Source organism: Xanthobacter pollutisoli (assembly GCF_040044995.1).
In the GTDB taxonomy this organism is placed as follows: Bacteria; Pseudomonadota; Alphaproteobacteria; order Rhizobiales; family Xanthobacteraceae; genus Xanthobacter.
The window spans coordinates 269,524-295,381 of the sequence record NZ_JBDZDP010000002.1 but is presented as its reverse complement, the minus strand read 5'-3'; the positions used below and the strand labels follow the sequence as shown (position 1 = coordinate 295,381).

Here is a 25,858-nt window from a genome sequence, read left to right as displayed (position 1 = left end):
GAACCTGGCGGGGTCGTCCGCGCCTCAGGGCATGCGCCGGCTCAGGCCGTGGCGCCGAGGCCCCCGGCCTGCTCGATGAAGCGGGCTACCACCTCGACCCCTGCACCGTGTCGGATCGAGGCGAAGACGTAGGGCCGCCCCGCCCGCATGCGGACGGTGTCCGCCTCCATCACCGCAAGGTCGGCGCCCACCAGCGGCGCCAGGTCGGTCTTATTGACCACCAGCAGGTCCGAGCGGGTGATGCCGGGCCCGCCCTTGCGCGGGATCTTCTCCCCGCCGGCCACATCGATCACATAGATGGTGATGTCGGCCAGCTCCGGCGAGAAGGTGGCGGCGAGATTGTCGCCACCCGATTCGATCAGCACCAGATCGAGGGCCGGGAAGCGGGCGTTCATGTCCGCCACCGCGCGCAGATTGATGGAGGCGTCCTCGCGGATCGCCGTGTGCGGGCAGCCGCCGGTCTCCACCCCGAGAATCCGCTCCGGCGGCAGGGCGCCGGCCACGGTGAGCAGGCGCGCATCCTCCTTGGTGTAGATGTCGTTGGTGATGGCGCAGATGTCGAAGCGGTCGCGGAACGACTTGCACAGCGCCTCCATGAGCGCCGTCTTGCCGGAGCCGACAGGACCGCCGATGCCGACTCTCAAGGGGGGACGGACGGTGCTCATGAGCGGAACAGCCTCGTATATTGGGTTTCGTGGCGAAAACTGCCGAGATCGGCGCGAAAGGTCGCGCTGCCGAGATCATCAAAGCTGAGCAAGGGCACTTCCTGAGCCAGCGCCAGCGCCCGGGGCGCGAGGGAAGCGACCACGCGGGTGCCCGCTGTCTGACCGATGGGCGCAAGGCGCACGGCGGCCGAAACGAGATTTTGCGCCACCGCGAGCAGGAACGCCTCCAGCGTCGCGACGAGAGGCATGCGGTGCCCGCCGGCCGCGAGGCCCACCGCGACGGGATAGGCAACCTCGCCTGTCAGCGCCCCTGCGAGTGCCTCCAGTCTCGGCGCCGGCCAGGCGGCGCGCACGGCACTCAGAAACGAGCGGCCCTGCTGACAGGTCTCCAGCCTCAGCTCGGCGGAGGGTGCAAGCGCGACGGCGAGCGCGTTAATCTCCAAGAGCCGGGCTGCATCGTTTGCTTCGGCGGCTCGCAAGGCGTGGGCGAGAAGAATGGCGTCCGAGCGGGCGAAGCCCAGCTGCATGAGATCGTCGAGCCACGCGGCAAGGCTCGCCTCGTCTCTCACATCCCCCGCCTCCACCGCCCATTCGAGGGCGTGGGAATAGGCATAGGCGCCCACGGGAAAAGCCGGCGACAGCCAGGCGAACAGGGGCAGGAGCCCAGCCGCGCCGGCCGCATTCGGCAGCGGGGCGGCCTCGGCGTCGGGCTCAGCCATGCTTGTGGTCGTGACCGCAGCCGGGACCATGCACGTGCCCCGGCTCGCCATGGTCGTGATGCTCATGGTCTTGATGCTCATGGCGCTCATGGCTGTGGGCATCGTGGTGGTGGGCTTCGTGGCTATGTTCGCCGTGAGCATGGCCCGCGTGGGCTTCCGACGCCTCGTAAGCGCCCTTCTCCGGGCGGAAGGGTCTATGGACCTTGGCAACCCCGGCACCAAGCCCGCGGACCATCTCGGTCAGCACATGGTCGTCGACGAAATAGACGGCGGTCTCGGTGATCTCCGCCGGGACGTGGCGATTGCCCAAGTGCCACGCCACTTTCATCAGCCGCAGCGGGTTGGCTGTGGTGACCTCCACCAGTTCCTCGGGGGCAGCCTTGATGCGAACGAGGCGGCCGTCCTCCAGCTTCACGGCGTCGCCATCGTCCATAACCGATGCCTTGTCGAGGTCGAGCAGAAACGACAAGCCGCCGTCCGCCGTGAAGGCGAAGCGGCGGCGATGGCGGGCATGATGGTCGAGGGTGATCTCGTCGACCACCTTCTCATCGCGGACGGCGGGACGGCGGACGACGGTGGTGGCGCGGATCATCTGATACTCCAGAGCCGCTTCCCGACCGTCGCCGTGCCATACCCCGGCCGGGCGCTGATCAGGAAGCGCTGTCCTGCCGATTCTGGTTGGTCTCGAACAGGAACCACAGGCGCTTTTCGGCCTCGTCCACATATTCTTCCAGCAGGCTGGCGGTGGCAATGTCGTCCGCCTCGTCGGCCACTTCGTGCGCGTCGCGCATGGTCTTGATGGCCGCCTTGTTGTCCGCGATCAGCTCGTCGAACATGGCCTCGGGGGAGACGAAGGCTTCCTCGTTCTCCTTCAGCGCTGAGAGGCGCAGGATCTCGCCGAAGGAATGCACGGTCTTCTTGCCGATCTTGCGCACCCGCTCCGCGAGGGGGTCGATGGTGGCGTAGATGGAGGCCGCCTGCTCGTCGAGCAGCAGGTGATAGTCGCGGAAATGCTTGCCGCTCACATGCCAGTGAAAGTTCTTCGTCTTCAGATACAGCACGAAGCTGTCGGCGAGCACCTTGTTGATGGCATCGGCGACCTTCTGGGCCTTGGCGGATTCGAGATCGGTGGGGGTGGCGAGAGCGGAAGTCTTCGCCGACTTCTTGGACAATGTGCGAACAACGGCCATGGGTGTGGCTCCTCAAACGAAAGGGTTGCAACACCCGCTGGAACGGGTCCCCAAGGCAAAGGTTCCGCCTTTGGCAGCGAATTTTGATCAGAACAGGAAGTAACGTTGCGCCATGGGGAGCACCTCCGCGGGCTCGCACACCAGCAGCTCGCCGTCCGCGCGCACGTCATAGGTTTCGGGGTCCACCTCGATGTGTGGCGTGGCGTCGTTGTTGATCATGCTCTTCTTGGAGATGCCCGAGCGGGTATTCTCCACCGCCACCAGCTCCTTGGAGATGCCGAGCCGCCCCGCCAGCCCGTCCTCGATGGCAGACTTCGAGACGAAGGTCAGCGAGGTATGGGTGCGCGCCCGGCCATAGGCGCCGAACATGGGGCGGTAGTGCACCGGCTGCGGCGTCGGGATGGAGGCGTTGGGATCGCCCATCTGCGCCATGGCGATGGCGCCGCCCTTGATGACGAGATCGGGCTTCACGCCAAAGAAGGCCGGCGTCCACAGCACGAGGTCGGCAAGCTTGCCGGCCTCCACCGAGCCGATGTGCCGCGACATGCCGTGGGCGATGGCGGGGTTGATCGTATATTTGGCGATGTAGCGGCGCGCGCGGATGTTGTCGGCGTCGGTCTCGCCCTTCAGCCGCCCGCGCTGGCGCTTCATCTTGTCCGCGGTCTGCCAGGTGCGCATGATGACCTCCCCCACCCGCCCCATGGCCTGGGAGTCCGAGCTCATCATGGAGAGCGCGCCGATGTCGTGGAGAATGTCCTCCGCCGCGATGGTCTCCTTGCGGATGCGGCTCTCGGCGAAGGCCAGATCCTCGGCGATCTCCGGATCGAGGTGATGGCACACCATGAGCATGTCCAGATGCTCGTCGATGGTGTTGCGCGTATAGGGCCGCGTCGGGTTGGTGGAGGAGGGCAGCACGTTCGCCAACCCCGCCACCTTGATGATGTCGGGCGCGTGTCCCCCGCCTGCCCCTTCCGTGTGGAAGGCATGGATGGTGCGGCCCTTGAAGGCGGCGATGGTGTCCTCCACGAAGCCGCTCTCATTGAGCGTGTCGGTGTGGATCATAACCTGCACGTCGAAGGCATCCGCCACCGAAAGGCAGCAGTCGATGGCCGCGGGCGTGGTGCCCCAGTCCTCGTGCAGCTTGAGGGCACAGGCACCGGCCAGTACCATCTCTTCCAGCGCGCCGGGCAGGGAGGCGTTGCCCTTGCCGGCGAAGGCGAGGTTCATGGGGAAGGCGTCGGCCGCCTCGATCATGCGGGCGATGTGCCAGGGTCCCGGCGTGCACGTGGTGGCGAAGGTGCCAGTGGCCGGTCCGGTGCCGCCGCCCAGCATGGTGGTGACGCCCGATGCCAGCGCCTCCTCGATCTGCTGCGGGCAGATGAAATGGATGTGGCTGTCGAAGCCGCCGGCGGTGAGGATCTTCCCCTCCCCCGCGATGATCTCCGTGCCGGGACCGATGATGATGTCCACACCGTCCTGCACGTCCGGATTGCCCGCCTTGCCGAGCTTGGCGATGCGCCCGTTCTTCAGCCCCACGTCGGCCTTCACCACCCCCCAGTGGTCGAGGATGACCGCATTGGTGATGACCGTATCCATGGCCCCGTCGGCATTCGCCACCTGGGACTGGCCCATGCCGTCGCGGATGACCTTGCCGCCGCCGAATTTCACCTCTTCGCCATGGACGGTGAAATCCTTCTCGATCTCGATGACCAGGGAGGTGTCGGCGAGGCGCACCCGGTCGCCCGTGGTGGGGCCGAACATATGGGCGTAGGCGGCGCGGGGCATGCGGCCGGTGGTCATCTTCAGGCTCCTTGATGGCTCGCGCCTGCTTGCGTGCGGCTACCTGCTGGCGCCGTCATGTTCCATGGGGTGGAGGCTCTTCGGATCGACACCGTCGAGGCAGCGCGCATTGACCGCGACCGTCTGCGTGCCGTCCGGCGCCGTGCCGAGGGCGTAGGATTCGATGCCGCAGGTGGTGCAGAAGAGGTGATGGATCTTGCCGGTATTGAAGAGATATTCCGTCGTCCTGCCGTCGCCGGACGAGAGGCTGAAAGCGCTCGCCGGGGCAAAGGCGAAGATGCTGCCGAGCTTGCCGCAGCGCGAGCAGTTGCAGACCGCGGTACGGTCGAGGTCCACGTCCACCTCATAGCGAACGGCACCGCACTGGCAGCCGCCGGAATAATGCTGCACCGCCATTCTCAAAGCCCTCCCTGGATCGCCCCGCGGAAGCCGTAGACCTCCCGCTTGCCACCGAACGGTACCAGCGTCACCTCCCGGCTGGCGCCGGGCTCGAAGCGCACCGCCGTGCCGGGCGCGATGTCGAGGCGCATGCCACGTGCCTTCTCGCGCTCGAAGTCCAGCGCCGGATTGGTCTCGAAGAAATGGTAGTGGCTGCCCACCTGGATGGGCCGGTCGCCGGTGTTGGAGACCGTGACCCGCACCCGCTCGGCACCCTCGTTGAAATGGATGTCGCCTTCCTGCGGCAGCAGTTCGCCAGGCACCGTCTCCGACGGCATACCGCGGATGGGGTGGTGCACGGTGACGAGCTTGGTGCCGTCCGGGAACGTCGCCTCAACCTGGATGTCGTGGATCATCTCGGCGATGCCTTCCATCACCTGCTCGGTGGTGAGGACCCGGGCGCCGGCCTCCATCAGCTCCGCCACGGTGCGGCCATCGCGGGCGCCTTCCACCACGAAATCGGTGATGAGCGCCACCGCCTCGGGATGGTTCAGCTTCACGCCGCGGGCAAGGCGCTTGCGCGCCACCTCGGCGGCCATGGCGATCAAGAGCTTGTCCTTCTCGCGCGGCGTCAGCAGCACGGCTTCTCTCCTCGATTGCGTGTCAGGTGGCCCACACGCGGGGTAGCGGAGCCTTTCGGAAGGCCATCAGAAACGAGGACGCCGCGCGGCGCAACGTTGCGATGTCGCCCGCGAGCCAGCGCACGGCCAGAAGGCCGTTCCAGGCGCTCGCCCCGGCCTCGCAGGGAATGTCGGCAAGAAGGCCCCGCGCCTCCTCCAGCCGCGATTCGGCCTCCGGTGCCACGAACAGCAGCGTCGCCATTGCGCGGTTGCCCGCCGCCACCGTTGGCCGGGCGAGCACCTGCGCCAACGGTCCGGACAGACGGAAAGCGTCGGCATAGACCAGCGCACCGCCACGGCTGATGCGCCAGTGGTCTTCCACATGCCCCTCCCCCATGGCGTCGCCATGGGCGAGGCGTCCGAGCATCAGCGCCTCGAACGACAGGAAAGACGCGGAGGGCGCCAGCTCCACCGCGTAGCGTCGCCGCAGGCGGGCGCGATCGAACAGGATGGTTTCCTGCGGCAACCATTCGAGGCGGGCGCCCTCGTCGGCCACCAGATCGACGTTGATCTCGGCCAGCGGCCCGTCGGAGCGATAGACCTTCTCCGCGGCCGGGGTGGAGATGGTGAGATGCGCGCCGGGGCCGGCGGACGCCGCGATGGCGAAGCGGTCGCCGCAGCACACGCCGCCGGCGGTGTTGACGATGACGGCCTCGAGCCCCGTTCCCCCGCGCGGCACCCGCACCCGGAGCGCGCCGCCTTCGGCCAGGTCGCTCACCCGGGTGACGGCGCCGAAGGCAGTGGCGGCGATGCGCACCCGCCCCTCGCTGCGTTGGCGGGCCGGAGCCGATGTGGCGGCTGGGGAGGCGCCTTCGGCACTGCGCGGGTCGGGCCCGCTGTCAGATCGCCATGAGGCGGCGAACGTCGTCGCCATCCAGCCCGCTCCTGTCGCCGCTTGCCACCACCTCGCCGCGGTCCATCAGGATGAAGCTGTCGGCCAGCTCACGGGCGAACTCGAAATACTGCTCCACCAATATGATGGCCATGTCGCCCTTGTCACGCAGATAGGAGATTGCCCGGCCGATGTCCTTGATGATGGACGGCTGGATGCCTTCCGTCGGTTCGTCCAGCACCAGGAGGCGCGGGCGGGTGACGAGCGCGCGGCCGATGGCGAGCTGCTGCTGCTGCCCGCCGGAAAGGTCGCCCCCGCGCCGTCGCAGCATGCTGTTGAGCACCGGGAAGAGGTCGAACACCTCCTGCGGCACGAACTTGTCCTTGCGGGCGAGGCGGGCGTAGCCGGTCTCCAGATTTTCCTTCACCGACAGCAGCGGAAACACTTCCCGCCCCTGCGGCACGAAGCCGATGCCGAGGCCCGCCCGGTCCGGCGTCGAGAGCCTGGAGATGTCCTTGCCATCCAGCGTGATAGAGCCGCCGGCGATGGGTCGCTGGCCGACTATGGCGCGCAGCAAGGAGGTCTTGCCCACACCGTTGCGGCCGAGCACGCACGTCACCTTGCCGGCCTCGGCGGCGACCGACACCTTCTTCAGGGTGTGGGCGGCGCCGTAATAGAGGTCGAGGTTCTCAACCTTCAGCATCCCCCTCACCTCCCCAGATAGACTTCGATGACGCGCTCGTCGGCGCTCACCTGGTCGAGCGGGCCTTCGGCCAGCACCGAGCCCTCGTGCAGCACCGTGACCTTCACGTCGAGGTCGCGCACGAAGAGCATGTCGTGCTCCACCACCACCACCGAGCGGGTCTTGGCGATCTCCTTCAGCAGCACGGCGGTGTCCGCAGTCTCCTGGTCCGTCATGCCGGCGGCGGGCTCGTCAACCAGCAGCAGGCGCGGCTCCTGGGCGAGTAGCATGCCGATCTCCAGCCACTGCTTCTGCCCGTGGGAAAGATCGCCGGCGCGGCGGAAGCGCTGGTCCTTGAGACGCACCCGTTCCAGCAGTTCCTCGACCCGCTCGCGCTCGTGGCGGCTCGGGTTCCACTCCATGTTGGCGAAGGGCCGCCGGTCGGCCTTCACCGCGAGGAGGACATTGTCCTCCACCGAATGCATGTCGAACACCGTGGGCGTCTGGAATTTCCGGCCGATGCCCAATTGGGCGATGGCCGCCTCGTCCATGCTCGTGAGGTCGTTGACGCCGGCGAACAGGGCCACACCCTGGTTGGGGCGGGTCTTGCCGGTGATGACATCCATCATCGTGGTCTTGCCGGCGCCATTGGGGCCGATGATGGCACGCATCTCGCTCTCGCCGATCACCAGCGACAGCGCGTTGAGGGCGCGGAAGCCGTCGAACGAGACGGTGATGTTGTCGAGGTAGAGCAGCGCCGAGGTCATGGCGAGCCGGTCGGGACGGGGCTGGTCCGCGCTCAGGAAGCCGAGTTCGGCCTCCAGGGAGAGCGCGCCCTGGGATTTCACCGCATAGGGATCGACGGAGGGGGTGTGCATGCTCATGGCGCTCACTCCGCGGGGGTCGCGCTGGGCGTGGGCGCCGTCGAGGGCGGCCGCGCGTTCCACCGTTGCGAGATGCTGGCGGCAAGCCCGAGGACGCCCTTGGGCAGGAACAGGGTCACCAGCACGAACAGCGCCCCGAGGGCGAACAGCCAGGCCTCCGGCAGCACGCCGGTGAACCACGTCTTGCCGGCATTGACGATGAGCGCGCCCAATGCCGCGCCCACCAGCGTGCCGCGCCCCCCCACCGCCACCCAGATCACCATCTCGATGGACTGGGCGGGAGCGAACTCGGACGGATTGATGATGCCCACCTGCGGCACGTAGAGCGCGCCGGCGACGCCCGCCAGCATGGCCGAGAGCACCCAGGCGACGAGCTTGTAGTTCTCCACCCGGTAGCCGAGGAACCGCGTGCGGCTCTCCGCATCGCGCACCGCCACAAGCACCTTGCCGTATTTGGAGGTGACCAGCGCCCGGCACAGAAGATAGCCCGCCGCCAGCGCGAGCGCCGAAAGCACGAACAGCGCGAGGCGTGTCGACGGCGCCGAGATGGGAAAGCCGAGGATGTCCTTGAAATCGGTGAGGCCGTTGTTGCCGCCGAACCCCATGTCGTTGCGGAAGAAGGCGAGCATCAGCGCGAAGGTCATCGCCTGGGTGATGATGGAGAGATAGACGCCGGTGACACGCGAGCGGAAGGCGAACCAGCCGAACACGAAGGCGAGGGCCCCCGGCACCAGCACCACCATGAGCATGGCGAAGGGGAACATGTCGAAGCCGTACCAGAACCAGGGCAGCTCCTTGTAATTCAGGAACACCATGAAATCCGGCAGCACCGGATTGCCATAGACCCCGCGCGGCCCGATCTGGCGCATCAGATACATGCCCATGGCATAGCCGCCGAGCGCGAAGAAGGCGCCGTGGCCGAGGGACAGAACCCCGCAATAGCCCCACACCAGATCCACCGAGACGGCGAGCAGGGCGTAGGTGAGATACTTGCCGAGCAGCGGGATCATGTAGTCCGGCACGTGCAGCGGATTGCCGGGCGGCAGCAGCAGGTTGGAGGCGGGGATCAGCACCGCCGCCGCCAGCACCACGATGAGGAAGATGCCGCCGGTGCGGTCGATGATGCGGGTGCGGTTCATGATTCCACCGCCCGGCCCTTGAGCGCGAACAGGCCGCGCGGGCGCTTCTGAATGAAGAGGATGATGAAGACGAGCAGCAGGATCTTGCCCAGCACGGCGCCGGCAAACGGCTCCAGCAGCTTGTTGGCGACGCCCAGGGTGAAGGCGCCCACCAGCGTGCCCCAGAGGTTCCCCACGCCGCCGAACACCACCACCATGAACGAGTCGATGATGTAGCCCTGCCCGAGGTTGGGGCTCACATTGTCGATCTGCGACAGCGCCACGCCGGCGATGCCGGCGATCCCCGAGCCGAGGCCGAAGGTGAGGGCATCAATCCGGCCAGTGCGGATGCCCATGGCCGCCGCCATGCGCCTGTTCTGCGTCACCGCCCGCACATAGAGGCCGAGCGGCGTTCGCCGCAGCACGAGCAGCAGGGTGAAGAACACCATCAGCGCGAAGACGATGATCCAGAGCCGGTTGTAGGTGATGGACATCTGTCCCACCTGGAAGGCGCCGGACATCCACGACGGGGCACCCACCTCCTGGTTGGTGGGACCGAAAACGCTGCGCACCGCCTGCTGCAGGATGAGCGAGACGCCCCAGGTGGCGAGCAGCGTCTCCAGCGGCCGGCCGTAAAGGAAGCGGATGACCGTGCGCTCGATGAGGATGCCAACCAGCCCCGTGAACAGGAAGGCCAGCGGCAGGGCGATGGTCAGCGACCAGTCGAAGAGATACGGCGCCTTCTGGCGGATCAGCTCCTGCACCACGAAGGTGGTGTAGGCGCCGAGCATCACCATCTCGCCATGGGCCATGTTGATGACGCCCATGACGCCGAAGGTGATGGCGAGGCCGATGGCGGCAAGAAGCAGCACAGAGCCGAGGGAGAGGCCGTACCAGACGTTCTGTGCCACCGCCCAGAATTTCAGATTCTGCTCCACCTTTGCGATCCCCGCCTCGGCAGCGGACTTTAGCGCCGGCGGGGAATCCGCCGGCAGGCTGCGCAGCAGGCTGATGGACTCCTGATCGCCCCGGGCGGCGATCTTCTGGATGGCGACGCGACGCTCGGCCTCCGGCGCATCCGCCTTGCCGATGAGGATCGCGGCGCGCGCCTGCTCCAGCGCTTCCTTGATGGCGGGCAGGCTCTCCTTGGCGATGGCGCTCTCCACCGTCGCAAGGGCGGCCGCATCGCGTGATTTGAACACCGCGTTGGCCGCGTCCATCCGGCGCCCGGGATCGGGATTGAGCAGCGAAAGCGCGCCCACGGCAGCCTCGATGGTCCGGCGCACGCGGTTGTTGGTCCGCACCGCCGGGAGGTTGGCCGGGACGCCGGCGACGATGGCGCCGGTGGCCGGATCCGCCATGCCGGCGGGCGTGCGGATGTAGACCGCCTTGGTGGCGGGATCGAAGACGAGGTTTCCAGCCGCGAGCGCATCGACGACGGCCGCCGCCCGCGGGCTGCCGGTGGCGGACAGCGCAACCAGGGCGTCCGAGGTGTCGCTGTAGCTGTCGTTGGCGAACTTCGCGACGATGGGCGAGATGTCCACCTGGCCCTGCGCCTTAACCGGCGCGGCCGCGAAGACGGCGAGCAGCATCGCGAGGAAAGGCAGAAGGAAGAGCCGCAGGGGAGACGACAGCGGGACGGGACGCAGGCGCATCATGGAGGTCAACCGCTCCGGCGCGACCGGTGATGCCGGCGGCCTCATCAGGAGAGCAGGATGGCTCCCCCTCCCGGCGACGGGGAGAGGGAGGAGCGCCCAGGGGACGGGAAACGCGAGGCCGGGAGTCACCGGTCCAAGTTCGCCGCCTCGAGCGAGGCGGCGTCATAGGCGGAGGCAGCGCCCGGCGGACGCCCTTGCTCAGGTGATGCGATCACATCCGCGATCGCTCACGCGATCCCTTACTTGGCGGCGGTGGCGAGGCAGGTGTTCTTGGTGGTGTCGTAGTTGCCGCAATTGTACTTCACCCAATCGGCCTCAAGGGTCTTGGAGCCGTCGAGGAAGTCGGACCACGCATCGCCGGGCACGAGGCCGTCGGTCTTCCACACCACGTCGAACTGGCCGTCGCCCTCGATCTCGCCGATGAAGACAGGCTTGGTGATGTGGTGGTTGGCGAGCATCTCGGAGGTGCCGCCCGTGAGGTTGGCCTGCTTGATGCCGGGCAGCGCCGCGATCACCTTGTCTGGATCGGTCGTGCCGGCCTTCTCCACCGCCTTCACCCACATGTTGAAGCCGATGTAGTGGGCTTCCATGGGATCGTTGGTGACGCGCTTGGGGTTCTTGGTGAAGGCATGCCACTTCTCGATGAACGCCTTGTTCTCGGGCGTGTCGATGGACATGAAGTAGTTCCACGCGGCGAGGTGGCCGACGAGGGGCTTGGTGTCGATGCCGGCGAGTTCTTCCTCACCCACCGAGAAGGCGACGACCGGGATATCGGTGGCCTTGATGCCCTGGTTCGCCAGCTCCTTGTAGAAGGGCACGTTGGCGTCACCGTTGATGGTTGACACCACCGCGGTCTTCTTGCCGGCGGAGCCGAACTTCTTGATGTCGGAGACGATCGTCTGCCAGTCGGAATGGCCGAACGGCGTGTAGTTAATCATGATGTCCTCGGCCTTCACGCCGCGGGACTTCAGATACGCCTCGAGGATCTTGTTGGTGGTGCGGGGATAGACGTAGTCGGTGCCAGCGAGCACCCAGCGCTCCACCTTCTCTTCCTTGGCGAGGTAGTCCACCGCCGGGATCGCCTGCTGGTTGGGCGCGGCACCGGTGTAGAAGACGTTGCGCTCGCTCTCCTCGCCCTCGTACTGGACCGGGTAGAACAAGATGCTGTTGAGCTCCTTGAACACCGGAAGTACGGACTTGCGGGACACCGAGGTCCAGCAGCCGAAGACCGCGGAAACCTTGTCCTTGGTGATGAGTTCGCGCGCCTTCTCGGCGAACAGCGGCCAGTTGGAGGCCGGATCGACCACGACCGCCTCGAGCTTCTTGCCGAGGATGCCGCCCTTCTTGTTCTGCTCGTCGATGAGCATGAGCATCACGTCCTTCAGCGTCGTCTCGCTGATGGCCATGGTGCCGGACAATGAATGCAGGATGCCGACCTTGATTGTTTCCTGCGCTTTCGCAGCGCCAATGCCCATCGTGCCCACGATGGCGGCGGCTGCGGCAAACGCGCCCAGACCTTTGGTCGCCTGTCCCAGCAAACCGAGCATTCGCTCTCTCCCCTGTTGTAACGGCCCGATGGGGCCGCCAGCGAACAGGTCAGCAAACGCCGTGCCAGCGAAGGTCGCGCGTCCGGGCGCATGCCGGAACTGCGTCGGTGAAGTAAGGGCGAGGGGATTTTGCCCAAAGGGGCATCACGATATTGCCCCAATGTACGCAATTCGTGCGTCTCAGAGTTTCGACGCAGATCCAAAGACAAGAAATGTAATTTGATACCGCCAATTTGCGGTTCCTGCCTTCGCGCGCCGTGCGTTCAGCACATGCAGCTCTGCTTAACAATTAAGCACAAGCGCGATGCGCAGGCGCGCGCCAATTCGATCGGCGCGAGCCTTAGCGCGACTGACCTATGTCAGAGGAAGTTGAACAGATAGAGCAGCACGATCACGGAAATCGGAACGCCCATGATCCAAAGCAAAATGCCGCGCATCATCCAGTCTCCCGTTGTGTGGTGTGCGTTGCACGATCAACGTGGCTGGATGAGCAGGGGTTCCGTTACGCTCCGCCCTCGCCTCCCTTGACTTGCTCGAAAAGCTGAGCCTTCCGTGGCGCGTACAACACGAGGGAGCGACGGCGTGGACGATCTCATCTCCGGCTACAGGCGGTTTCGTGAGGTTGCCTGGCCCGAGCGCAAGCAGCTGTTCGAGAAGCTCGCGGCGCGCGGACAGAGGCCGGAGACTTTGGCCATCGCCTGTTCGGACAGCCGCGTGGACCCGCAGATGATCTTCGATGCTGGCCCGGGCGAGATGTTCGTGGTGCGCAACGTCGCCAATCTGGTGCCGCCGTACATGCCGGACGCCAACTATCACGGCACCTCGGCAGCCATCGAGTTCGCGGTGCGGGTGCTCAGGGTAAAGCAGGTGATCGTCATGGGTCACGCCCAGTGCGGCGGCATCCACGCCCTGCTCGAAGGCGCACCTCCCGGGGCCGAGGACTTCGTCTCGAGCTGGATGACCATCGCCGAGCCGGCCCGGCTCATGGCCGAGGACGCCAACCTGCCGGCGGCGGAAAAGCAGCGCTTTTGTGAGCAGTGCTGCGTGAAGCTCTCGCTGGTCAATCTCGCCGGCTTCCCCTGGGTCGCGGAGCGCGTGGCGCAAGGTGATCTGACCCTGCATGGCGCCTATTTCGGAGTTGCGACCGGCCGTCTTGAGGTGCTCGGCGACGACGGCACCTTCTCCCCGGCCTGATCCTTCCTCCTGGGCTGCGCCAAACCCTGACGTGACACCGCGGCGGGGTCGCGCTTGCGAACGTCGTTAGCAAGCTTGGCGGTGTCATGGTGGTGCAGAAAATGTCAATTAGTCGGTGCGTCATCGCGCAGGAGCCCACCTGCGCACAGCGGGCTGGAACCATCGCATGAACATTCCCCCGATCCGGGACCCCAACCACACCGACGCCAACCTCGCCGCCCGGCTGGGACAGGAGCACGTGGCGGACATCGTGGAATTCCTGAACGGAAAATCCGCGACGGAGGCGACCGCCATCGTCGCCCACCTGCCCATTGAATGGGCCATCGAGGTCCTCGACCAGCCCCAGTTCCACGATGCGTGCGAGGTGATCGAGGCTCTTCCGCAGGAGAAGGCGGTCATGCTGCTCGAAGGCATGTCGGCTGACCGTGCCTCGGATGTGCTGCGCTGGATCGAGGAGCCCACCAAGGGCCGTCTGCGCGACGGCCTCGGGAGCGAGACCCGCGCCGCCATCGATAGACTGCTCTCCTACCCTGCCGGAACCGCCGGCGCCCTGATGACCACCGAGTTCGTCAGCGTGCCCTCCACATGGACGGTGCAGCAGACCCTTGACCACATCCGGGCGGTGGAGCAGAGCCGCGAGACGGTCTACGCCATCTATGTGCTGGCACCGGAATCCCGCCGCCTGGTGAAGGCGGTCTCCCTGCGCCGGCTGATCTCGGGCGAGCCCGGCGCCTCAATCCTCTCCGTCGCCAATCCCTACGCTCCCATCAGCGTGCCGGTGACCCTTCCCCGCGAGGACGTGGCCCGCACCATCACGAAATACGATCTGCTCGCCGTGCCCGTGGTGGACACCACCGGCCACGTCCTCGGCATCGTCACGGTCGATGATGTGATCGACGCCCTCATCGAGGAACAGACCGAGGACGTGCAGCGCATGGGCGGCATGGAGGCCATCGACGAGCCCTATCTCGACATCTCGTTCGGCCAGATGATCAAGAAGCGCGCCGGGTGGCTGTGCGTGCTGTTCCTGTCGGAAATGCTTACCACCAGCGCCATGCAGGTGTTCTCGGACGAACTGTCCAAAGCCATCGTGCTCGCCCTGTTCATTCCCCTGGTGATGAGCTCTGGCGGCAACTCCGGGTCGCAGGCAACCTCGCTGATCATCCGCGCTCTGGCGCTGCATCAGGTGAAGCTCGGGGACTGGTGGCGGGTGGCGGTCCGCGAGCTGCCCACGGGCATCGTGCTCGGAACCATCCTCGGCGTGATCGGCATCATCCGCATCGCCATTTGGCAGGAAGCGGGCATCTTCGACTACGGCGAGTATTGGAAGCTTTTGGCCGTGACCATCGGCGCGGCGCTCATCGGCATCGTGACTTTCGGCTCTCTCGCCGGATCCCTCCTGCCATTTGCCCTGAAGCGCGTGGGCTTCGATCCGGCCACCGCCTCCGCGCCCTTCATCGCCACGCTCGTCGATGTGACGGGCATCGTGATCTATTTCTCGGTGGCGTGGCTCTTCCTGCACGGCACCATTCTTTGAGGCGACAGCCGGCCGAAATGGGCCGGCCGCCGCATCGTGCGCTCAGTTGTGACGGACGAACTTCATGAGGGTGCCGTAGCCGTCGCCCTCCTCCGCCGCCTCGTCGTCCACCGGCTCGTTGGCCGCAGCGGCAAGATCCGACGCAGTGACGTCGAATCCGCGGGTGGCCAGGAAGCGCACCGCATCCTCGGTGGAGGAGAATCCTCCCACCGCTTCCGCCAGCACCTCGCTCAGGCCGGTGTTGCCGGAGGCGTCCGCCTTCAGGCGATGGATGTCGTCGGTTGCCATGGTGATGCCTCGTAATGTTGGATCTTCTGATCCGAACACGGGAACACCGGTGAAGTTCCCCATGAAGCTTGTCCGAGGGTTTCCCTGGGGAGACTGCTCGGCGTCCCGGGCGCAGCGTCCGCCACAGGTGTCTTGCCTTTGACACCGCAATACCTTCATGGTGCGGCACGTCGCGGTCGAAACGAACCTTCAGTCCTCATGGTAAAGCTTGCGTTCATCCTCGTGGGAGCCCGTGCCCTGCGCAAGCGGTGGTGGGTGCTCTCCGCCCTCGCCGGCGCGCTGTTCGGCATCGGAGTTCTCATCCTGCTCGATGCCATGGACGGCACCATGTCCGTGGCGACTCAGGTATTCGGCGGCGTTTTCGTGTTCGAGGGAATCCTCGGCCTCGTCACGGCCTTCGCCCTCCCCGGTGCACGCAGCCGCATCGTTGTGGTGGGGCGCTCGCTCGCCCTGATCTTTCTCGGCACCTTCATTCTCGACTATCCCTCGCGGAACGGCATGGCGCTGTCGCTGATGTTCGGCGCCGCCTTCCTCATCGATGGCGTCGCCCGCATTGCGACGGCGGTCGTGGTGCGGTTCCGCATGTGGCGCTCCACGGTGGCAGTTGGAATCGCCGAGCTCTTCCTCGCGCTGTTCATCGGCAGCCACTGGCCCCTCGCCCACCAATTGAAGGTACCCCTCGCCGTCGCTGTGCTGCTGCTCATGTCCGGCTGGATCATGCTGCGGGCTAGCCTGATGCTGAGGGCCCTGCAGGAGGAGGTCGGCATCCTTTCCCTGCCGCTGTACGGCGGGCGGAACTGGTATGACAACGCCCCGGTGATCGTCGACGAGAGCTTCCCCATGCCCGCCTCCGACGGCCCCCTCACCGTGCGGGTGTGGACCCCCACCGGGTCCGCCGACGTGGCCGGCCGCCGGCCGCTGATCGACCGCTACATCGCCGCGGTGGACCGCAACGGCGTCATCTCCACTGGCCATGCGGCGCTGGAGCTGAGGCCGGACGTCTACATCAGCCACTATCCGGCGGAAGAGATCGAGCACCCGCCCGAGGAATTCGCCCGCATCCTGCGCGCCACCTCTGAAAACGACGTGAAAGGCCGGTTCCAGCCGTCCTATGCCTATGAATCGACGAACTGGTGCGAGGCCGACCAGACCGTTGAATTCACCCATTTCGACGCGCGTCGCCTGCGCGCCTTCTGGGCGGGCTACCGGCAGGACGACACCTACAATCTCACCGACCGCAACTGTTCCGTCGCAGTAGCCGCAGCCCTCGATTCGAGCATGGAGGGCGTGCTCGCCAGCCGGATGCCGTGGATCCAGGTGGGACGCCTCATCTTCAACCCGGACGTGTGGGCCGCCGCCTACATCCGCTCCCGCGCCGAGGCCATGAGCTGGACGCCCGGCCTCGTGCTCGACTATGCCCGCACCCTGAAGCGCATCATCGAGCCTGCCCCGCCACCCTTCGCCGCCCGGCTGAAGGACTTCATCAACCGCCTGCGCCGCACGCCCGCCGCCGGCCCGCATCCGTCCCCGAGCCAGGAGCCCTCCCTGTCATGAGCGAGCACAGCGTCGGCGCAGCCATGGACGAGCCGCCCGGGTCCAGCGTCCTCGCCCGCGGCGCGGTGATCGCCACGGCCATGGTGTTCGGCCTCACCTATTCCCTCAGCGCGCCGCTCATCGCCTTCGACCTCGCCGCCATGGGCCTGAGCGAGGCGGTGATCGGCGCCAACGCTGCCATGCACGCGGTCGGCGTGCTGGTGACGGCCGTGGTGCTGCCGCGCCTCGTCGCCAAGCTCGGCCCGCGCCGGCTGATCCTGATGTCCATCGCCCTCTCGGCCGTGACGCTCGCCGCTTTTCCCTACATGCCGGCGATCTGGATGTGGTTCGTGCTGCGGCTGTTCCTCGGCATGGCCGCCGAAGCGCTGTTCGTGACCTCCGAAACCTGGATCAATGCGCTCTCAACCGAGAGCACCCGCGCCCGCTCCATGGCGGCCTATACCGCCGCGCTCTCGGTGGGCCTGGCGCTGGGGCCGATCATTCTCTCCCTCGTCGGCACCGAGGGAGTCGCGCCTTATCTGGTGGGAGCGGCCATCGCGCTGACCGCGGCGGTCTTCGTCGCCTCGCCCCGTGTTGCCGCGCCCCATTTCGACGAGCCGACGGTGGGCAACCCGGTCCGCTTCTTGCGCCTTGCGCCCCTTGCGCTGGGCGCGACCATGCTGAACGCCGCCATTGAGACGGCCGGCCTCTCCTTCCTCGCGCTTTACGCCATTGGCCTCGGCTGGGGCGAAGAGCACGCCACCCGCCTCATGTCGGTGATGATGATCGGCGCCATCGTGCTCCAGCTCCCCATCGGCTGGCTGGGTGACACCATGGACCGGCGGCGCCTCGTCATCCTCCTGGCGGCCGCCTCGGCGGTCGGCGCTGCAGTCTGGCCGCTGGCCCTCGCGAGCACGTTTGCCACCTATGCGCTGCTGTTCGTATGGGGCGGGGCGTTCGTGGGCATCTACACCATCATGATCACCCTGGTGGGCAGCCGCTTCAAGGGCGGCGACCTGGTGGGCATCTATGCGGTGTCGGGCCTGTTCTGGGGGCTCGGCGCGCTGGTGGGGCCTCTGGGTGCCGGCATCGCCATGCAGCTCCATGTCCACGGCCTCGCCATCTTCGCTGCGCTGGTCTGCGCCACGTTCGCCCTCGCGGCGCTTCGGCTGCGCGGGAGCAGCTGAGGCGGGGCTATCGCCGCCGCGGATAATTGGTGACGAGAAGATCGTCGATCCGCCCCCCGCGGCCAACGGTGCGGCAGACGATTGCCTGGTCGCGAAACCGCGGGACCGCGGCCGTGATCTGGCCGGCCCGCGGCCGAACCGGCGGATAGTCCAGCAGCAGCAGGCGCGGGTCGGCTGCGAGCAGCCTGAGCGCCGACCACAGCCGGTCGAGGTCCTCCTCGAGGTCCGCGCCCTCGGGATCGTGGTCGCTCAGCCGCTGGCGCACGAACAGGGTTGTGCCGCTGGCGCAGGCGGCCCGCAGGCGCGAGTCCAGCGCCTCGTATTTGGGAACGAGGCGTGCGGAAATTTCGGCCACATCGAGGGCCAGGAAATCCTCGCCGGCCGGAAACTCGTGCAGATGGATCGTGCCCGCCCGCCGCGAGTAGAGCGCGCGCTTGCCGCCATAGTCGGCGAGCTTTTCCAGGTCGGCGGCCGCGAACTGGGCCGCTGCCCCGGCCTCCAGCACCGGCGCGACGCGCGCGAGGGGCGTGATCCACCAGTCGAAGGGGTAGGCCGTTTCGCTGCGTCCGATCCGCCGCGCCTGATAGGCGACTTCGCACAATCCGCCGAGGCTGACGATTCGATCGGCCAGGATCCGGGGGGCGGGACGGCGGGAGAACGGCCACATCACCAGAGCCCGTCTCTCGCTTGCGCGCCGAGCGTCGCAGACGCACGGCCATTGCCAGGTGCGGCACGGAAGGGGAAGGCGGGGGATGTGGGCATGAAGCGGAGAAACCGAAGTTCCGCAGCGTATCAGCTGGTCGGAGTGGCAGGATTTGAACCTGCGACCCCCACGTCCCGAACGTGGTGCGCTACCAGACTGCGCTACACTCCGATCCAGAGGCGCTGCGTCTACCATCGCCCCGGAGCGGAAGCAAGGGGGACAGCGCGGCAGCTTCGCTTGAACGGTGGATGGCCCCATGCCATAGGAAGCGCGCCCCTGGCGCACGAACGGCTGCGCCATTGGGTTTCAATGGCTTGAGCACGTGGAGTTGGGTCAATGGCGACGGACGGTTTCGCGAGCGGTCTTCTGAAGGGCAAGCGCGGGCTGATTCTCGGTGTCGCCAACAACCGCTCCATCGCCTTCGGCATCGCCAAGTCCGCCCGTGCCCACGGGGCCGAGCTCGCCCTCACCTACCAGGGCGAGGCGCTGAAGAAGCGGGTGGAGCCGCTGGCCGCCGAACTGGGCGGTCATCTCGTGGGACATTGCGACGTCACCGAGCCCGAGACGCTGGACGCGGTCTTCGCCGAGACCGAGAAGCTGTTCGGCACCATCGACTTCGTGGTCCACTGCATCGCCTTCTCCAACAAGGACGAGCTGGACGGCCGCTATGTGGACACCACGGCGGACAATTTCACCAAGACCATGTTCATCTCCTGCTACTCCTTCACCGCGGTCGCCCAGCGAGCGGAGAAGCTGATGGCCAATGGCGGCTCGCTGCTCACCCTCACCTATTACGGCGCCGAGAAGTGGATGCCCCACTACAATGTGATGGGCGTCGCCAAGGCCGCGCTTGAGGCGAGCGTGCGCTATCTCGCGGCCGACCTCGGCCCCAAGGCGATCCGGGTCAATGCCATCTCCGCCGGCCCGATCAAGACGCTGGCGGCCTCGGGCATCGGCGACTTCCGCTACATCCTGAAGTGGAACGAGCTGAATTCGCCGCTGCGCCGTACCGTCACCACGGACGAGGTGGGCGACACGGGCGTCTACCTGCTCTCCGATTTGTCGCGCGGTGTGACCGGCGAAGTGCACCATGTGGACGCCGGATATCATATCGTCGGCATGAAGCACCCCGACGCGCCGGATCTCGCGCTGGTGCGCGACTGAGATCCGGGCAGGGCTCGCGATTCGCGGGTGCGTGACGCAGGGTGAGTGTTCGCCCGAACCGAGGAGACCGATGATGCCGGCTGCCCCCTTCCGCGCCGCTTTTTCCACCCTCGTCCTCGGCGCCGTCTCCCTCGCCGGCGCGGCCGTCGTGCCGGCCGGAGGGGCACTGGCGCAGACGCCGCCCACCTTCCAGCAATATCCGCTGGGCGATCGCGTGTTCGGCTCCGGCGGGGCGATCTTCCCGGACTACGTGACGCCGAGCGAATTTGGCGTCACGTACATGATCGGCGGCTCGGGCACCCGCAGCGCGCTGTTCGCCGCCGGCACGTCGGACTACAATTGCCAGCAGACCCAGATCCCTACCATCCAGGTGCTCTCGGCCCCGCCCGGCGGCAAGGTGGCGATCCAGTACGGCAGCTTCATCGGCCGCGGCATTGACGGCGGGTACACCACGCGTTGCCTCGGCCAGCCGGCTAAGGGGCTCATCGTGAGCTTCAAGGGCAAGGCGGCGCCGGGCTCGCAGATCGCGCTTCGGGTCACCTACCCGCCGCGCGGCGCCTGGTACGACCACGTAATTCCGGTTCCGCCGCGGTGAGAGGATCGCGCACCGGATCCGGGAGCGGCGGCGCTGTCGAGGTGATCCCCCGTCCATGACCAGCCGGCGCTATTTCCTCGTCCGCCACGGCGAGACCGACTGGAACGTGGTGGGCCGCCTGCAAGGCCGCCGCGACGTGCCACTCAACGCCCTCGGCCGCATCCAGGCGGCGCAGGTGGGCCGGGTGCTGAACCAGCTGGCCGGCGACCCCCGCGCCCTGTCCTACGTTTCGAGCCCGCTCTCCCGGGCTGTCGAGACCATGCGCATCCTGCGCACCGACCTCGACCTCCCGGTCGCGGATTTCACCACCGACATCCGCTTCGCCGAGATCTCGTTCGGCATATGGGAGGGCCAGACCTGGCCCGAGCTGCGCCGCCGCGACCATGACGCCGTGCGCCGGCGCGACCGCGATCCGTGGAATTTCGCGCCACCCGGCGGGGAGAGCTACGGCACCCTGTGCGCCCGCGTCAGCGCCGCCTGCGCCGAGATCCCGAACGACGCGGTCATCGTGACCCATGGCGGGGTCATTCGCGCGCTCCTCCATGTGAAGGCCGGCATGCCCCAAGCGGAGGCCGCGCTCCTCCCGGTACGTCAGGGAGCCGTCTACGTCGTCGGCCGTGGCGGCTTCGAAGTGGCGGACTGAACGGCGATCCCACGGCGCCGCTTCCTTGGCATTTTTCTTGCTGCGTCAAACCCGTACGCCCGGAACCGTGTCGCGAACGCGACGCCGTTTCTCAATTTTTGATGCCTTTCGCCCGAGCGCCCCGGGGGAGACTTCTGATGACCGACATGGCCGAACTGCAAAAGCGGAAGATGCCGCTGAACCTCGCCATCGTGCACGTCGACCCCGATGCCTTTATCGCCAACTACATGGGCTGGCTGGAGATCACCAAGTTCATCACTGACCTGCGCGCTGGCGAGGCGACGGTGCCGGCCGACGGCAAGACCCCCGCCCTCTCGGCGGCGGATCTCGCCCATGGCGGCGTGCACAACGTGGGCAACGATGCCGTGTTTGCCTTCTGCATGACGGCTGCGCTGAAAGGCGACAAGGCGGCGGTGGACAAGGTGGAGGCCGCCCTCATCGAGAGGATGGGGAAGGAATATCCCGGCAACTTCGCCCTCTGGCATTTCCGCACCCAGATCGACGCGCCCATCACGCTTGAGGATTTCGTCGGCCAAGCGGGCAAGAAGATGCTGCTGGGCGACATTCCGCCCCCGCCGCTGCGCTCCAAGGAGAATTGGAGCGCCGGACTGCGCTTCTTCGAAAAGGCCCGCAAGTCCAACTTCGTCCACGAGATCATGTACCCGCTCGCACTGTGGCATCGGGCCAAGTGGAACGAGACGCTGGAGAAGGGCATCGCCTTCCTCAAGCACATCGAGGACACGGTGCCCGTACTGCGCGACACCCTGGCGGACACGCGCAACGATCAGGCCTTCATCGCCAACGTCCTGCTGAAGAACGCCTTCGGCGTGGATATGGAGCTGACCGAGGAATACGAGGGCTATCTGCGCTCACTGGCCCGCCGCGACTGAGCCGCGCCCGAACCCCAGGAGCGACGGGCGGGGATGACTATCCCTGCCCGGCCACCTTCTGCCGGTGGAGAACCGGCGGGCGCGACACCAGAAGCTTGTCGATGCGCCGGCCATCCATGTCCACGATCTCGAACCGCCAGCCCATTGCGTTGAAGACCGCGCCCTCTTCCGGCAATTCCTTGATATGCGACAGGGCGAAGCCGGCCACGGTGTGATAGCCCTCGTCCACCGGGAAATTCACGTCCAGTAGGTCGCGCAGTTCGTCGATGGGCGTCTCGCCGGCCACCAGGAAGCTGCCGTCCTGCCGCTCCACCACATGGCGGGCAACGTGGTGCACGTCCGCGTCCACCGATCCGGTGATGGCAAGCAGGAGGTCGTAGCCCGTGACGACGCCGGCCATGTCGCCATACTCGTCCACCACGATGGCCATGGGCACCTCGGCCCCGCGCAGGATACGCATGGCCTCCAGCGCGCCCACGTTCTCCACCACGAACGGCACGGTCTGCACGTATTGGCGCGGGTCGGGGCGCTCACCCTTCAGATAGGCGTCCAGCACGCGCTTGGCCTGAATGACGCCGATGGTCTCCTCCGGCGAGCCGTCGCAGGCCGGCAGACGGGAATGGGGGGTGGTGAGCAGGACGTGCCGCACCTCCTCCGCGTCCTTGGAGATGTCCACCCATTCCACGTCGGGCCGCGGCGTCATGATGGCCGTCACCGGCCTGTCGGCGAGGCGCATGACGCCTGAAATCATGCGCCGCTCGGCGGGGTCGATGACGCCCGCCGTCTCCGCCTCGGTGATGATCGCGCGGATCTCCTCGTCGGTGACGCCGTTGTTTCCGCCGGAGCGGTTGCCGAGCAGCTTGAGCACCATGCGGGTCGAGACATCGAGCAGCCAGACCGCCGGCGCCGAAATCTTGGACAGCGCCACCATCAGGGGCGCAACCACGCAGGCAAGGGATTCGGGATTCTGCAGCGCCAGCCGCTTGGGGATCAATTCGCCGACCACCAGCGAGAGATAGGTGATTGCGGCGACCACCGCGGCATAGCCCAGCGGATGGGCGACGCCCGACGGCATGCCGGCGTGCGCCAGCGCCTCTCCCATCTGGTCACCCAGGCTCGCGCCGGAGAAGGCGCCGGCGAGGATGCCGATGAGGGTGATGCCGATCTGCACCGTGGAGAGGAAGCGCCCGGGGTCCTGGCCCAGCCGGAGTGCCGCCGCCGCGCCCTTGCGGCCGCGTTCCGCCATTGAGCTCAGCCGCGCCGGCCGGGAAGAAACGATGGACAATTCCGCTGCGGCAAGAACGGCATTGAGCAACACGAGGACAATGACGATCAGGATTTCGAGTAAAGGCATGGCGGGGGGTGAGTGCTCCGTCGGCGCCCCTCATAGCACAGGATCGCCGGCCTGTGTGACCGCCACCGTCGCATTTGCGCCACGCCCGCCCATCCGCCGTGCCGCGGGCGTTCCCTTGCCGGCCATCCTCGTCTATTGAGCCGGAAGGAGTGAAGGATTTTCCCGCGTCATGTCGTTCAACACCTTCGGGCATCTGTTTCGCGTCACCACCTTCGGCGAGAGCCACGGGGTCGCCATCGGCTGCGTGGTGGACGGCTGCCCGCCCAACCTGCGCTTTTCGCTGGATGAGGTGCAGGCAGCCCTCGACCGTCGGCGCCCGGGCCAGTCGCGCTTCACCACCCAGCGCCGCGAGCCCGACCAGGTGAAGGTGCTGTCGGGTACCCTCGACCATCCCGAGGGGGGGCTCGTGACCACCGGCACCCCCATCGCCCTGCTGATCGAAAACGTGGACCAGCGCTCGAAGGATTATGCCGACATCGCCGGTGCCTATCGCCCCGGCCACGCGGACTTCACCTACGACATCAAATACGGCATCCGCGACCATCGTGGCGGCGGGCGCTCCTCGGCGCGGGAAACCGCGACGCGGGTCGCGGCCGGTGCCATCGCCGCAAAGGTCCTGCCCGGCGTCAGCGTGCGGGGAGCGGTGGTGCGTATCGGCGAGATCGAGATCGACCGCTCGCGCTGGGACTGGAACGAGATCGGCAACAACGCCTTCTTCTGCCCCGATCCGCAGACCGTGCCCCTGTGGGAGGAGTATCTCGACGCCGTCCGCAAGGCCGGCTCATCCGTTGGCGCGGTGGTGGAAGTCGTGGCCGAGGGCGTGCCGGCCGGCCTGGGCGCCCCGCTTTATGCCAAGCTGGACGGCGACCTCGCCTCGGCGCTCATGGGCATCAATGCCGCCAAGGGCGTGGAGATCGGCGAAGGGTTCAACGCCGCCCGCCTCACCGGAGAGGCCAATGCGGACGAGATGCGTCTCGGCAACGAGGGGCGGCCGCACTTCCTCTCCAACCATGCGGGTGGCATCCTCGGCGGCATCTCCACGGGTGCGCCCATCGTCGCGCGCTTCGCGGTGAAGCCGACGTCCTCCATCCTCACGCCGCGCCGCACGGTGGACCGCGCCGGGCACGAGACCGACATTTCCACCAAGGGCCGCCACGACCCGTGCGTCGGCATCCGCGCCGTTCCGGTGGGCGAAGCCATGGTGTGGTGCGTCCTCGCCGATCACGCGTTGCGCCACCGCGGGCAGGTGGGGGAAAGCGTGCGCTGGCCGCTGGAGCCATAAGGCGGGCCTGAAAGCAAGCGCGGCCGGAGGAACGCCATACCCTGCCCCTGCGTTCTCAAAGCATCGAGTCCCTCGATAGGAGGACAACGCATGCAAACCGGAATGCAGGACCCCAACATTCGCGAGACCCACACGCTGGTCGCGAGCGACATGGTCGTCGGCACCGCGGTCTACGATCCGAACGACAACAAGATCGGCAACGTAGAACGCCTGATCCTTGAGAAGATGTCGGGCCAGGTCTCCTATGCCGTTCTCAGCTTCGGCGGCTTCCTTGGTCTCGGCGAGGACTATTATCCCGTTCCCTGGCAGATGCTGACCTACGACGAATCGGTCGAGGGCTTCCGGGTGAATCTCACCAAGGAGCAGATGGACAATGCTCCAAAGTACGGCGCCGGCGAAGACTACGACTGGAGCGCCATCAACGACCGCCGCATCTCCGAGCATTACGGCGTGCCGTTCGGCCGGCCCGCGCTGGCCTGACCACATCGTTTCGAATACAGCGGCCGCCCTACTGGCTCGCGCGGAGCCGGTGGGCGGCCATTTCGCGTGACGGTGGCCGAACTCCGGTGCCATCCATCATTTGAGGGGTGCCGCAGCACCAGCGGCATGACAGCGTCTTCTCTGGTCAACCCAGAGACTGCGCATGCCTCCCACCCTCCTCCACTGCCTTCTCTTCTTCAGTTCCAGCTACCTCGCGATTCTCTCCGTCCCGGGCGCCAACTTTGTCGTGGTCAGCCGTGCGAGCCTCCAGGGTCGCATGGCGGGCATGGCAGCCACCCTCGGCGTGGCAAGTGGAGCCGCCCTGGCGGCGACGGCGACCGTATGCGCGCTCTGCATCATCGGCCGAACCCGGATCGGGGATGACCTTCCCATCGCGCGCGTGCTGTTCGGCGTTCTTTACGGCGCGTTGCTCCTGAGATCCGGCATCGGCTGCCTCATGGTGGCCTGGGACGGCCTACCCCGCGTCAGGGGGCCGGGCAGCTTACAGGCGGATCACGGGGTGGCATTCCGCCTGGGGTTCGTGACCGCGGCGTCCAACCCCATGAGCATCGTCTTCTTCATCTCCGCGTGCGGCCTGCTGCTGACCAACGTGGGAGTGCGTGGCGCCGTCACGAGTCCCGTGCTTGTCTTTGTGGTGGCGTCCTTATGGTTCTGGTCCATTTGTCTCCTTCTGTCGGGGCGTGGCACGCGGCGCGTGTACGACCGGATCCGGTATCCTGCCGACATTGCCATCGGTCTGGTGCTGCTCGGAACCGGGACTTGGGCGGTGATTACCGCCATGAGGGCCTACGCCGCTTGAATTTTCGCGGCCTTTCGTCGGTGCCGAACGATTTC

27 protein-coding genes and 1 tRNA gene are annotated in these 25,858 nt (G+C 66.8%); 11 read left to right on the top strand and 17 right to left on the bottom strand.

Features of this window, described 5'->3' with window-relative positions:
* Positions 1-41 precede the first annotated feature (41 nt).
* The 13 genes from ureG to urtA form a co-directional block, all read right to left on the bottom strand.
* Positions 42-665, bottom strand: a complete 624-nt coding sequence (ureG, locus tag ABLE93_RS06750) for an urease accessory protein UreG (RefSeq protein ID WP_348838855.1) — start codon at positions 663-665, stop codon at positions 42-44.
* Positions 662-1,384 carry an urease accessory protein UreF gene (locus ABLE93_RS06745; protein WP_348838853.1) on the bottom strand — a complete coding sequence of 241 codons (723 nt, stop codon included), beginning with the start codon at positions 1,382-1,384 and terminating at the stop codon, positions 662-664. The genes ureG and ABLE93_RS06745 overlap by 4 nt, the downstream gene beginning before the upstream one ends.
* Positions 1,377-1,976: an urease accessory protein UreE gene (ureE, locus tag ABLE93_RS06740; RefSeq protein WP_348838850.1), complete on the bottom strand. Its 600-nt coding sequence runs from the start codon at positions 1,974-1,976 to the stop codon at positions 1,377-1,379. Before ureE ends, ABLE93_RS06745 begins: the two co-directional genes overlap by 8 nt.
* 58 nt (positions 1,977-2,034) lie before the next feature.
* Positions 2,035-2,574, bottom strand: coding sequence for a Dps family protein (locus ABLE93_RS06735; RefSeq protein ID WP_348838848.1), 540 nt, complete (start codon positions 2,572-2,574; stop codon positions 2,035-2,037).
* A gap of 87 nt (positions 2,575-2,661) precedes the next feature.
* Positions 2,662-4,374, bottom strand: a complete 1,713-nt coding sequence (gene ureC, locus ABLE93_RS06730) for an urease subunit alpha (RefSeq protein ID WP_348838847.1) — start codon at positions 4,372-4,374, stop codon at positions 2,662-2,664.
* A gap of 39 nt (positions 4,375-4,413) precedes the next feature.
* On the bottom strand, positions 4,414-4,770 hold the full coding sequence (locus ABLE93_RS06725; RefSeq protein ID WP_348838844.1) for a GFA family protein: 357 nt from the start codon (positions 4,768-4,770) through the stop codon (positions 4,414-4,416).
* Positions 4,771-4,772: 2 nt separating this feature from the next.
* The gene (locus ABLE93_RS06720) at positions 4,773-5,393 is read right to left on the bottom strand and encodes an urease subunit gamma (RefSeq protein ID WP_348838843.1); all 621 of its coding nucleotides are present in this window, start codon (positions 5,391-5,393) and stop codon (positions 4,773-4,775) included.
* A gap of 22 nt (positions 5,394-5,415) precedes the next feature.
* The gene (locus ABLE93_RS06715) at positions 5,416-6,306 is read right to left on the bottom strand and encodes an urease accessory protein UreD (RefSeq protein ID WP_348838842.1); all 891 of its coding nucleotides are present in this window, start codon (positions 6,304-6,306) and stop codon (positions 5,416-5,418) included.
* Positions 6,272-6,967, bottom strand: a complete 696-nt coding sequence (gene urtE, locus ABLE93_RS06710; protein ID WP_348838840.1) for an urea ABC transporter ATP-binding subunit UrtE — start codon at positions 6,965-6,967, stop codon at positions 6,272-6,274. Before urtE ends, ABLE93_RS06715 begins: the two co-directional genes overlap by 35 nt.
* 5 nt (positions 6,968-6,972) lie before the next feature.
* Positions 6,973-7,713, bottom strand: coding sequence for an urea ABC transporter ATP-binding protein UrtD (gene urtD / locus ABLE93_RS06705; RefSeq protein ID WP_348839340.1), 741 nt, complete (start codon positions 7,711-7,713; stop codon positions 6,973-6,975).
* A 122-nt stretch (positions 7,714-7,835) separates the two neighbouring features.
* A complete protein-coding gene (urtC, locus tag ABLE93_RS06700; RefSeq protein WP_348838839.1) occupies positions 7,836-8,969 on the bottom strand; it encodes an urea ABC transporter permease subunit UrtC in 1,134 nt (377 codons plus the stop codon).
* Complete coding sequence (gene urtB, locus ABLE93_RS06695; RefSeq protein WP_510182996.1) at positions 8,966-10,603, bottom strand: urea ABC transporter permease subunit UrtB; 1,638 nt, start codon at positions 10,601-10,603, stop codon at positions 8,966-8,968. The genes urtC and urtB overlap by 4 nt, the downstream gene beginning before the upstream one ends.
* Before the next feature lie 242 nt (positions 10,604-10,845).
* A complete protein-coding gene (urtA, locus tag ABLE93_RS06690) occupies positions 10,846-12,081 on the bottom strand; it encodes an urea ABC transporter substrate-binding protein (protein ID WP_348839339.1) in 1,236 nt (411 codons plus the stop codon).
* Between the two features lie 654 nt (positions 12,082-12,735).
* Between urtA and ABLE93_RS06685 the strand changes: the two genes are divergently transcribed.
* Complete coding sequence (locus ABLE93_RS06685; protein WP_348838835.1) at positions 12,736-13,347, top strand: carbonic anhydrase; 612 nt, start codon at positions 12,736-12,738, stop codon at positions 13,345-13,347.
* A gap of 166 nt (positions 13,348-13,513) precedes the next feature.
* Positions 13,514-14,884 (top strand): magnesium transporter, encoded by a 1,371-nt coding sequence (mgtE, locus tag ABLE93_RS06680; protein ID WP_348838834.1) that lies wholly within the window; start codon positions 13,514-13,516, stop codon positions 14,882-14,884.
* 42 nt (positions 14,885-14,926) lie between these two features.
* Here the strand turns inward: mgtE and ABLE93_RS06675 are convergent, their stop codons facing one another.
* A complete protein-coding gene (locus tag ABLE93_RS06675; RefSeq protein WP_348838833.1) occupies positions 14,927-15,172 on the bottom strand; it encodes a hypothetical protein in 246 nt (81 codons plus the stop codon).
* A gap of 198 nt (positions 15,173-15,370) precedes the next feature.
* Here ABLE93_RS06675 and ABLE93_RS06670 point away from each other — a divergent pair, with 198 nt between their 5' ends.
* Both ABLE93_RS06670 and ABLE93_RS06665 read left to right on the top strand, forming a co-directional pair.
* Complete coding sequence (locus tag ABLE93_RS06670) at positions 15,371-16,726, top strand: HdeD family acid-resistance protein (protein ID WP_348838832.1); 1,356 nt, start codon at positions 15,371-15,373, stop codon at positions 16,724-16,726.
* Positions 16,723-17,892, top strand: a complete 1,170-nt coding sequence (locus tag ABLE93_RS06665; RefSeq protein ID WP_348838831.1) for an MFS transporter — start codon at positions 16,723-16,725, stop codon at positions 17,890-17,892. The genes ABLE93_RS06670 and ABLE93_RS06665 overlap by 4 nt, the downstream gene beginning before the upstream one ends.
* A 7-nt stretch (positions 17,893-17,899) precedes the next feature.
* Here ABLE93_RS06665 and ABLE93_RS06660 read toward each other — a convergent pair whose 3' ends face one another.
* Together ABLE93_RS06660 and ABLE93_RS06655 are read right to left on the bottom strand one after the other, a co-directional pair.
* The gene (locus ABLE93_RS06660) at positions 17,900-18,559 is read right to left on the bottom strand and encodes a DUF1796 family putative cysteine peptidase (protein ID WP_348838829.1); all 660 of its coding nucleotides are present in this window, start codon (positions 18,557-18,559) and stop codon (positions 17,900-17,902) included.
* Positions 18,560-18,689: 130 nt separating this feature from the next.
* Positions 18,690-18,766, bottom strand: a tRNA-Pro gene (locus ABLE93_RS06655).
* A gap of 165 nt (positions 18,767-18,931) precedes the next feature.
* Between ABLE93_RS06655 and fabI the strand changes: the two genes are divergently transcribed.
* The 4 genes from fabI to ABLE93_RS06635 all read left to right on the top strand — a co-directional run bounded on the left by fabI (position 18,932) and on the right by ABLE93_RS06635 (position 21,887).
* Complete coding sequence (fabI, locus tag ABLE93_RS06650) at positions 18,932-19,759, top strand: enoyl-ACP reductase FabI (RefSeq protein ID WP_348838828.1); 828 nt, start codon at positions 18,932-18,934, stop codon at positions 19,757-19,759.
* 73 nt (positions 19,760-19,832) lie between these two features.
* Positions 19,833-20,354 carry a hypothetical protein gene (locus tag ABLE93_RS06645; RefSeq protein WP_348838826.1) on the top strand — a complete coding sequence of 174 codons (522 nt, stop codon included), beginning with the start codon at positions 19,833-19,835 and terminating at the stop codon, positions 20,352-20,354.
* Positions 20,355-20,409: 55 nt separating this feature from the next.
* Complete coding sequence (locus tag ABLE93_RS06640; RefSeq protein ID WP_348838824.1) at positions 20,410-20,997, top strand: histidine phosphatase family protein; 588 nt, start codon at positions 20,410-20,412, stop codon at positions 20,995-20,997.
* 137 nt (positions 20,998-21,134) lie between these two features.
* On the top strand, positions 21,135-21,887 hold the full coding sequence (locus ABLE93_RS06635; protein ID WP_348838822.1) for a hypothetical protein: 753 nt from the start codon (positions 21,135-21,137) through the stop codon (positions 21,885-21,887).
* Between the two features lie 37 nt (positions 21,888-21,924).
* Here ABLE93_RS06635 and ABLE93_RS06630 read toward each other — a convergent pair whose 3' ends face one another.
* Positions 21,925-23,241 carry a hemolysin family protein gene (locus ABLE93_RS06630; protein WP_348838821.1) on the bottom strand — a complete coding sequence of 439 codons (1,317 nt, stop codon included), beginning with the start codon at positions 23,239-23,241 and terminating at the stop codon, positions 21,925-21,927.
* 169 nt (positions 23,242-23,410) lie between these two features.
* Here ABLE93_RS06630 and aroC point away from each other — a divergent pair, with 169 nt between their 5' ends.
* The 3 genes from aroC (at position 23,411) to ABLE93_RS06615 (ending at position 25,823) form a co-directional block, all read left to right on the top strand.
* Complete coding sequence (gene aroC, locus ABLE93_RS06625) at positions 23,411-24,523, top strand: chorismate synthase (protein ID WP_348838819.1); 1,113 nt, start codon at positions 23,411-23,413, stop codon at positions 24,521-24,523.
* A 102-nt stretch (positions 24,524-24,625) separates the two neighbouring features.
* Positions 24,626-25,003 (top strand): PRC-barrel domain-containing protein, encoded by a 378-nt coding sequence (locus ABLE93_RS06620; protein WP_348839338.1) that lies wholly within the window; start codon positions 24,626-24,628, stop codon positions 25,001-25,003.
* A gap of 163 nt (positions 25,004-25,166) precedes the next feature.
* On the top strand, positions 25,167-25,823 hold the full coding sequence (locus ABLE93_RS06615) for a LysE family transporter (protein WP_348838817.1): 657 nt from the start codon (positions 25,167-25,169) through the stop codon (positions 25,821-25,823).
* Positions 25,824-25,858: the final 35 nt, after the last annotated feature.

Excerpts from the sequence above, each read along its gene's own strand:
- ureG (WP_348838855.1), bottom strand. The coding sequence starts at position 665 with ATGAGCACCGTCCGTCCCCCCTTGAGAGTCGGCATCGGCGGTCCTGTC.
- ABLE93_RS06745 (WP_348838853.1), bottom strand. The coding sequence starts at position 1,384 with ATGGCTGAGCCCGACGCCGAGGCCGCCCCGCTGCCGAATGCGGCCGGC.
- ureE (WP_348838850.1), bottom strand. The coding sequence starts at position 1,976 with ATGATCCGCGCCACCACCGTCGTCCGCCGTCCCGCCGTCCGCGATGAG.
- ABLE93_RS06735 (WP_348838848.1), bottom strand. The coding sequence starts at position 2,574 with ATGGCCGTTGTTCGCACATTGTCCAAGAAGTCGGCGAAGACTTCCGCT.
- ureC (WP_348838847.1), bottom strand. The coding sequence starts at position 4,374 with ATGACCACCGGCCGCATGCCCCGCGCCGCCTACGCCCATATGTTCGGC.
- ABLE93_RS06725 (WP_348838844.1), bottom strand. The coding sequence starts at position 4,770 with ATGGCGGTGCAGCATTATTCCGGCGGCTGCCAGTGCGGTGCCGTTCGC.
- ABLE93_RS06715 (WP_348838842.1), bottom strand. The coding sequence starts at position 6,306 with ATGGCGACGACGTTCGCCGCCTCATGGCGATCTGACAGCGGGCCCGAC.
- urtE (WP_348838840.1), bottom strand. The coding sequence starts at position 6,967 with ATGCTGAAGGTTGAGAACCTCGACCTCTATTACGGCGCCGCCCACACC.
- urtD (WP_348839340.1), bottom strand. The coding sequence starts at position 7,713 with ATGACCTCGGCGCTGCTCTACCTCGACAACATCACCGTCTCGTTCGAC.
- urtC (WP_348838839.1), bottom strand. The coding sequence starts at position 8,969 with ATGAACCGCACCCGCATCATCGACCGCACCGGCGGCATCTTCCTCATC.
- urtB (WP_510182996.1), bottom strand. The coding sequence starts at position 10,603 with ATGCGCCTGCGTCCCGTCCCGCTGTCGTCTCCCCTGCGGCTCTTCCTT.
- urtA (WP_348839339.1), bottom strand. The coding sequence starts at position 12,081 with ATGGGCATTGGCGCTGCGAAAGCGCAGGAAACAATCAAGGTCGGCATC.
- mgtE (WP_348838834.1), top strand. The coding sequence starts at position 13,514 with ATGAACATTCCCCCGATCCGGGACCCCAACCACACCGACGCCAACCTC.
- ABLE93_RS06675 (WP_348838833.1), bottom strand. The coding sequence starts at position 15,172 with ATGGCAACCGACGACATCCATCGCCTGAAGGCGGACGCCTCCGGCAAC.
- ABLE93_RS06670 (WP_348838832.1), top strand. The coding sequence starts at position 15,371 with ATGGTAAAGCTTGCGTTCATCCTCGTGGGAGCCCGTGCCCTGCGCAAG.
- ABLE93_RS06665 (WP_348838831.1), top strand. The coding sequence starts at position 16,723 with ATGAGCGAGCACAGCGTCGGCGCAGCCATGGACGAGCCGCCCGGGTCC.
- ABLE93_RS06660 (WP_348838829.1), bottom strand. The coding sequence starts at position 18,559 with ATGTGGCCGTTCTCCCGCCGTCCCGCCCCCCGGATCCTGGCCGATCGA.
- fabI (WP_348838828.1), top strand. The coding sequence starts at position 18,932 with ATGGCGACGGACGGTTTCGCGAGCGGTCTTCTGAAGGGCAAGCGCGGG.
- ABLE93_RS06645 (WP_348838826.1), top strand. The coding sequence starts at position 19,833 with ATGCCGGCTGCCCCCTTCCGCGCCGCTTTTTCCACCCTCGTCCTCGGC.
- ABLE93_RS06640 (WP_348838824.1), top strand. The coding sequence starts at position 20,410 with ATGACCAGCCGGCGCTATTTCCTCGTCCGCCACGGCGAGACCGACTGG.
- ABLE93_RS06635 (WP_348838822.1), top strand. The coding sequence starts at position 21,135 with ATGACCGACATGGCCGAACTGCAAAAGCGGAAGATGCCGCTGAACCTC.
- ABLE93_RS06630 (WP_348838821.1), bottom strand. The coding sequence starts at position 23,241 with ATGCCTTTACTCGAAATCCTGATCGTCATTGTCCTCGTGTTGCTCAAT.
- aroC (WP_348838819.1), top strand. The coding sequence starts at position 23,411 with ATGTCGTTCAACACCTTCGGGCATCTGTTTCGCGTCACCACCTTCGGC.
- ABLE93_RS06620 (WP_348839338.1), top strand. The coding sequence starts at position 24,626 with ATGCAGGACCCCAACATTCGCGAGACCCACACGCTGGTCGCGAGCGAC.
- ABLE93_RS06615 (WP_348838817.1), top strand. The coding sequence starts at position 25,167 with ATGCCTCCCACCCTCCTCCACTGCCTTCTCTTCTTCAGTTCCAGCTAC.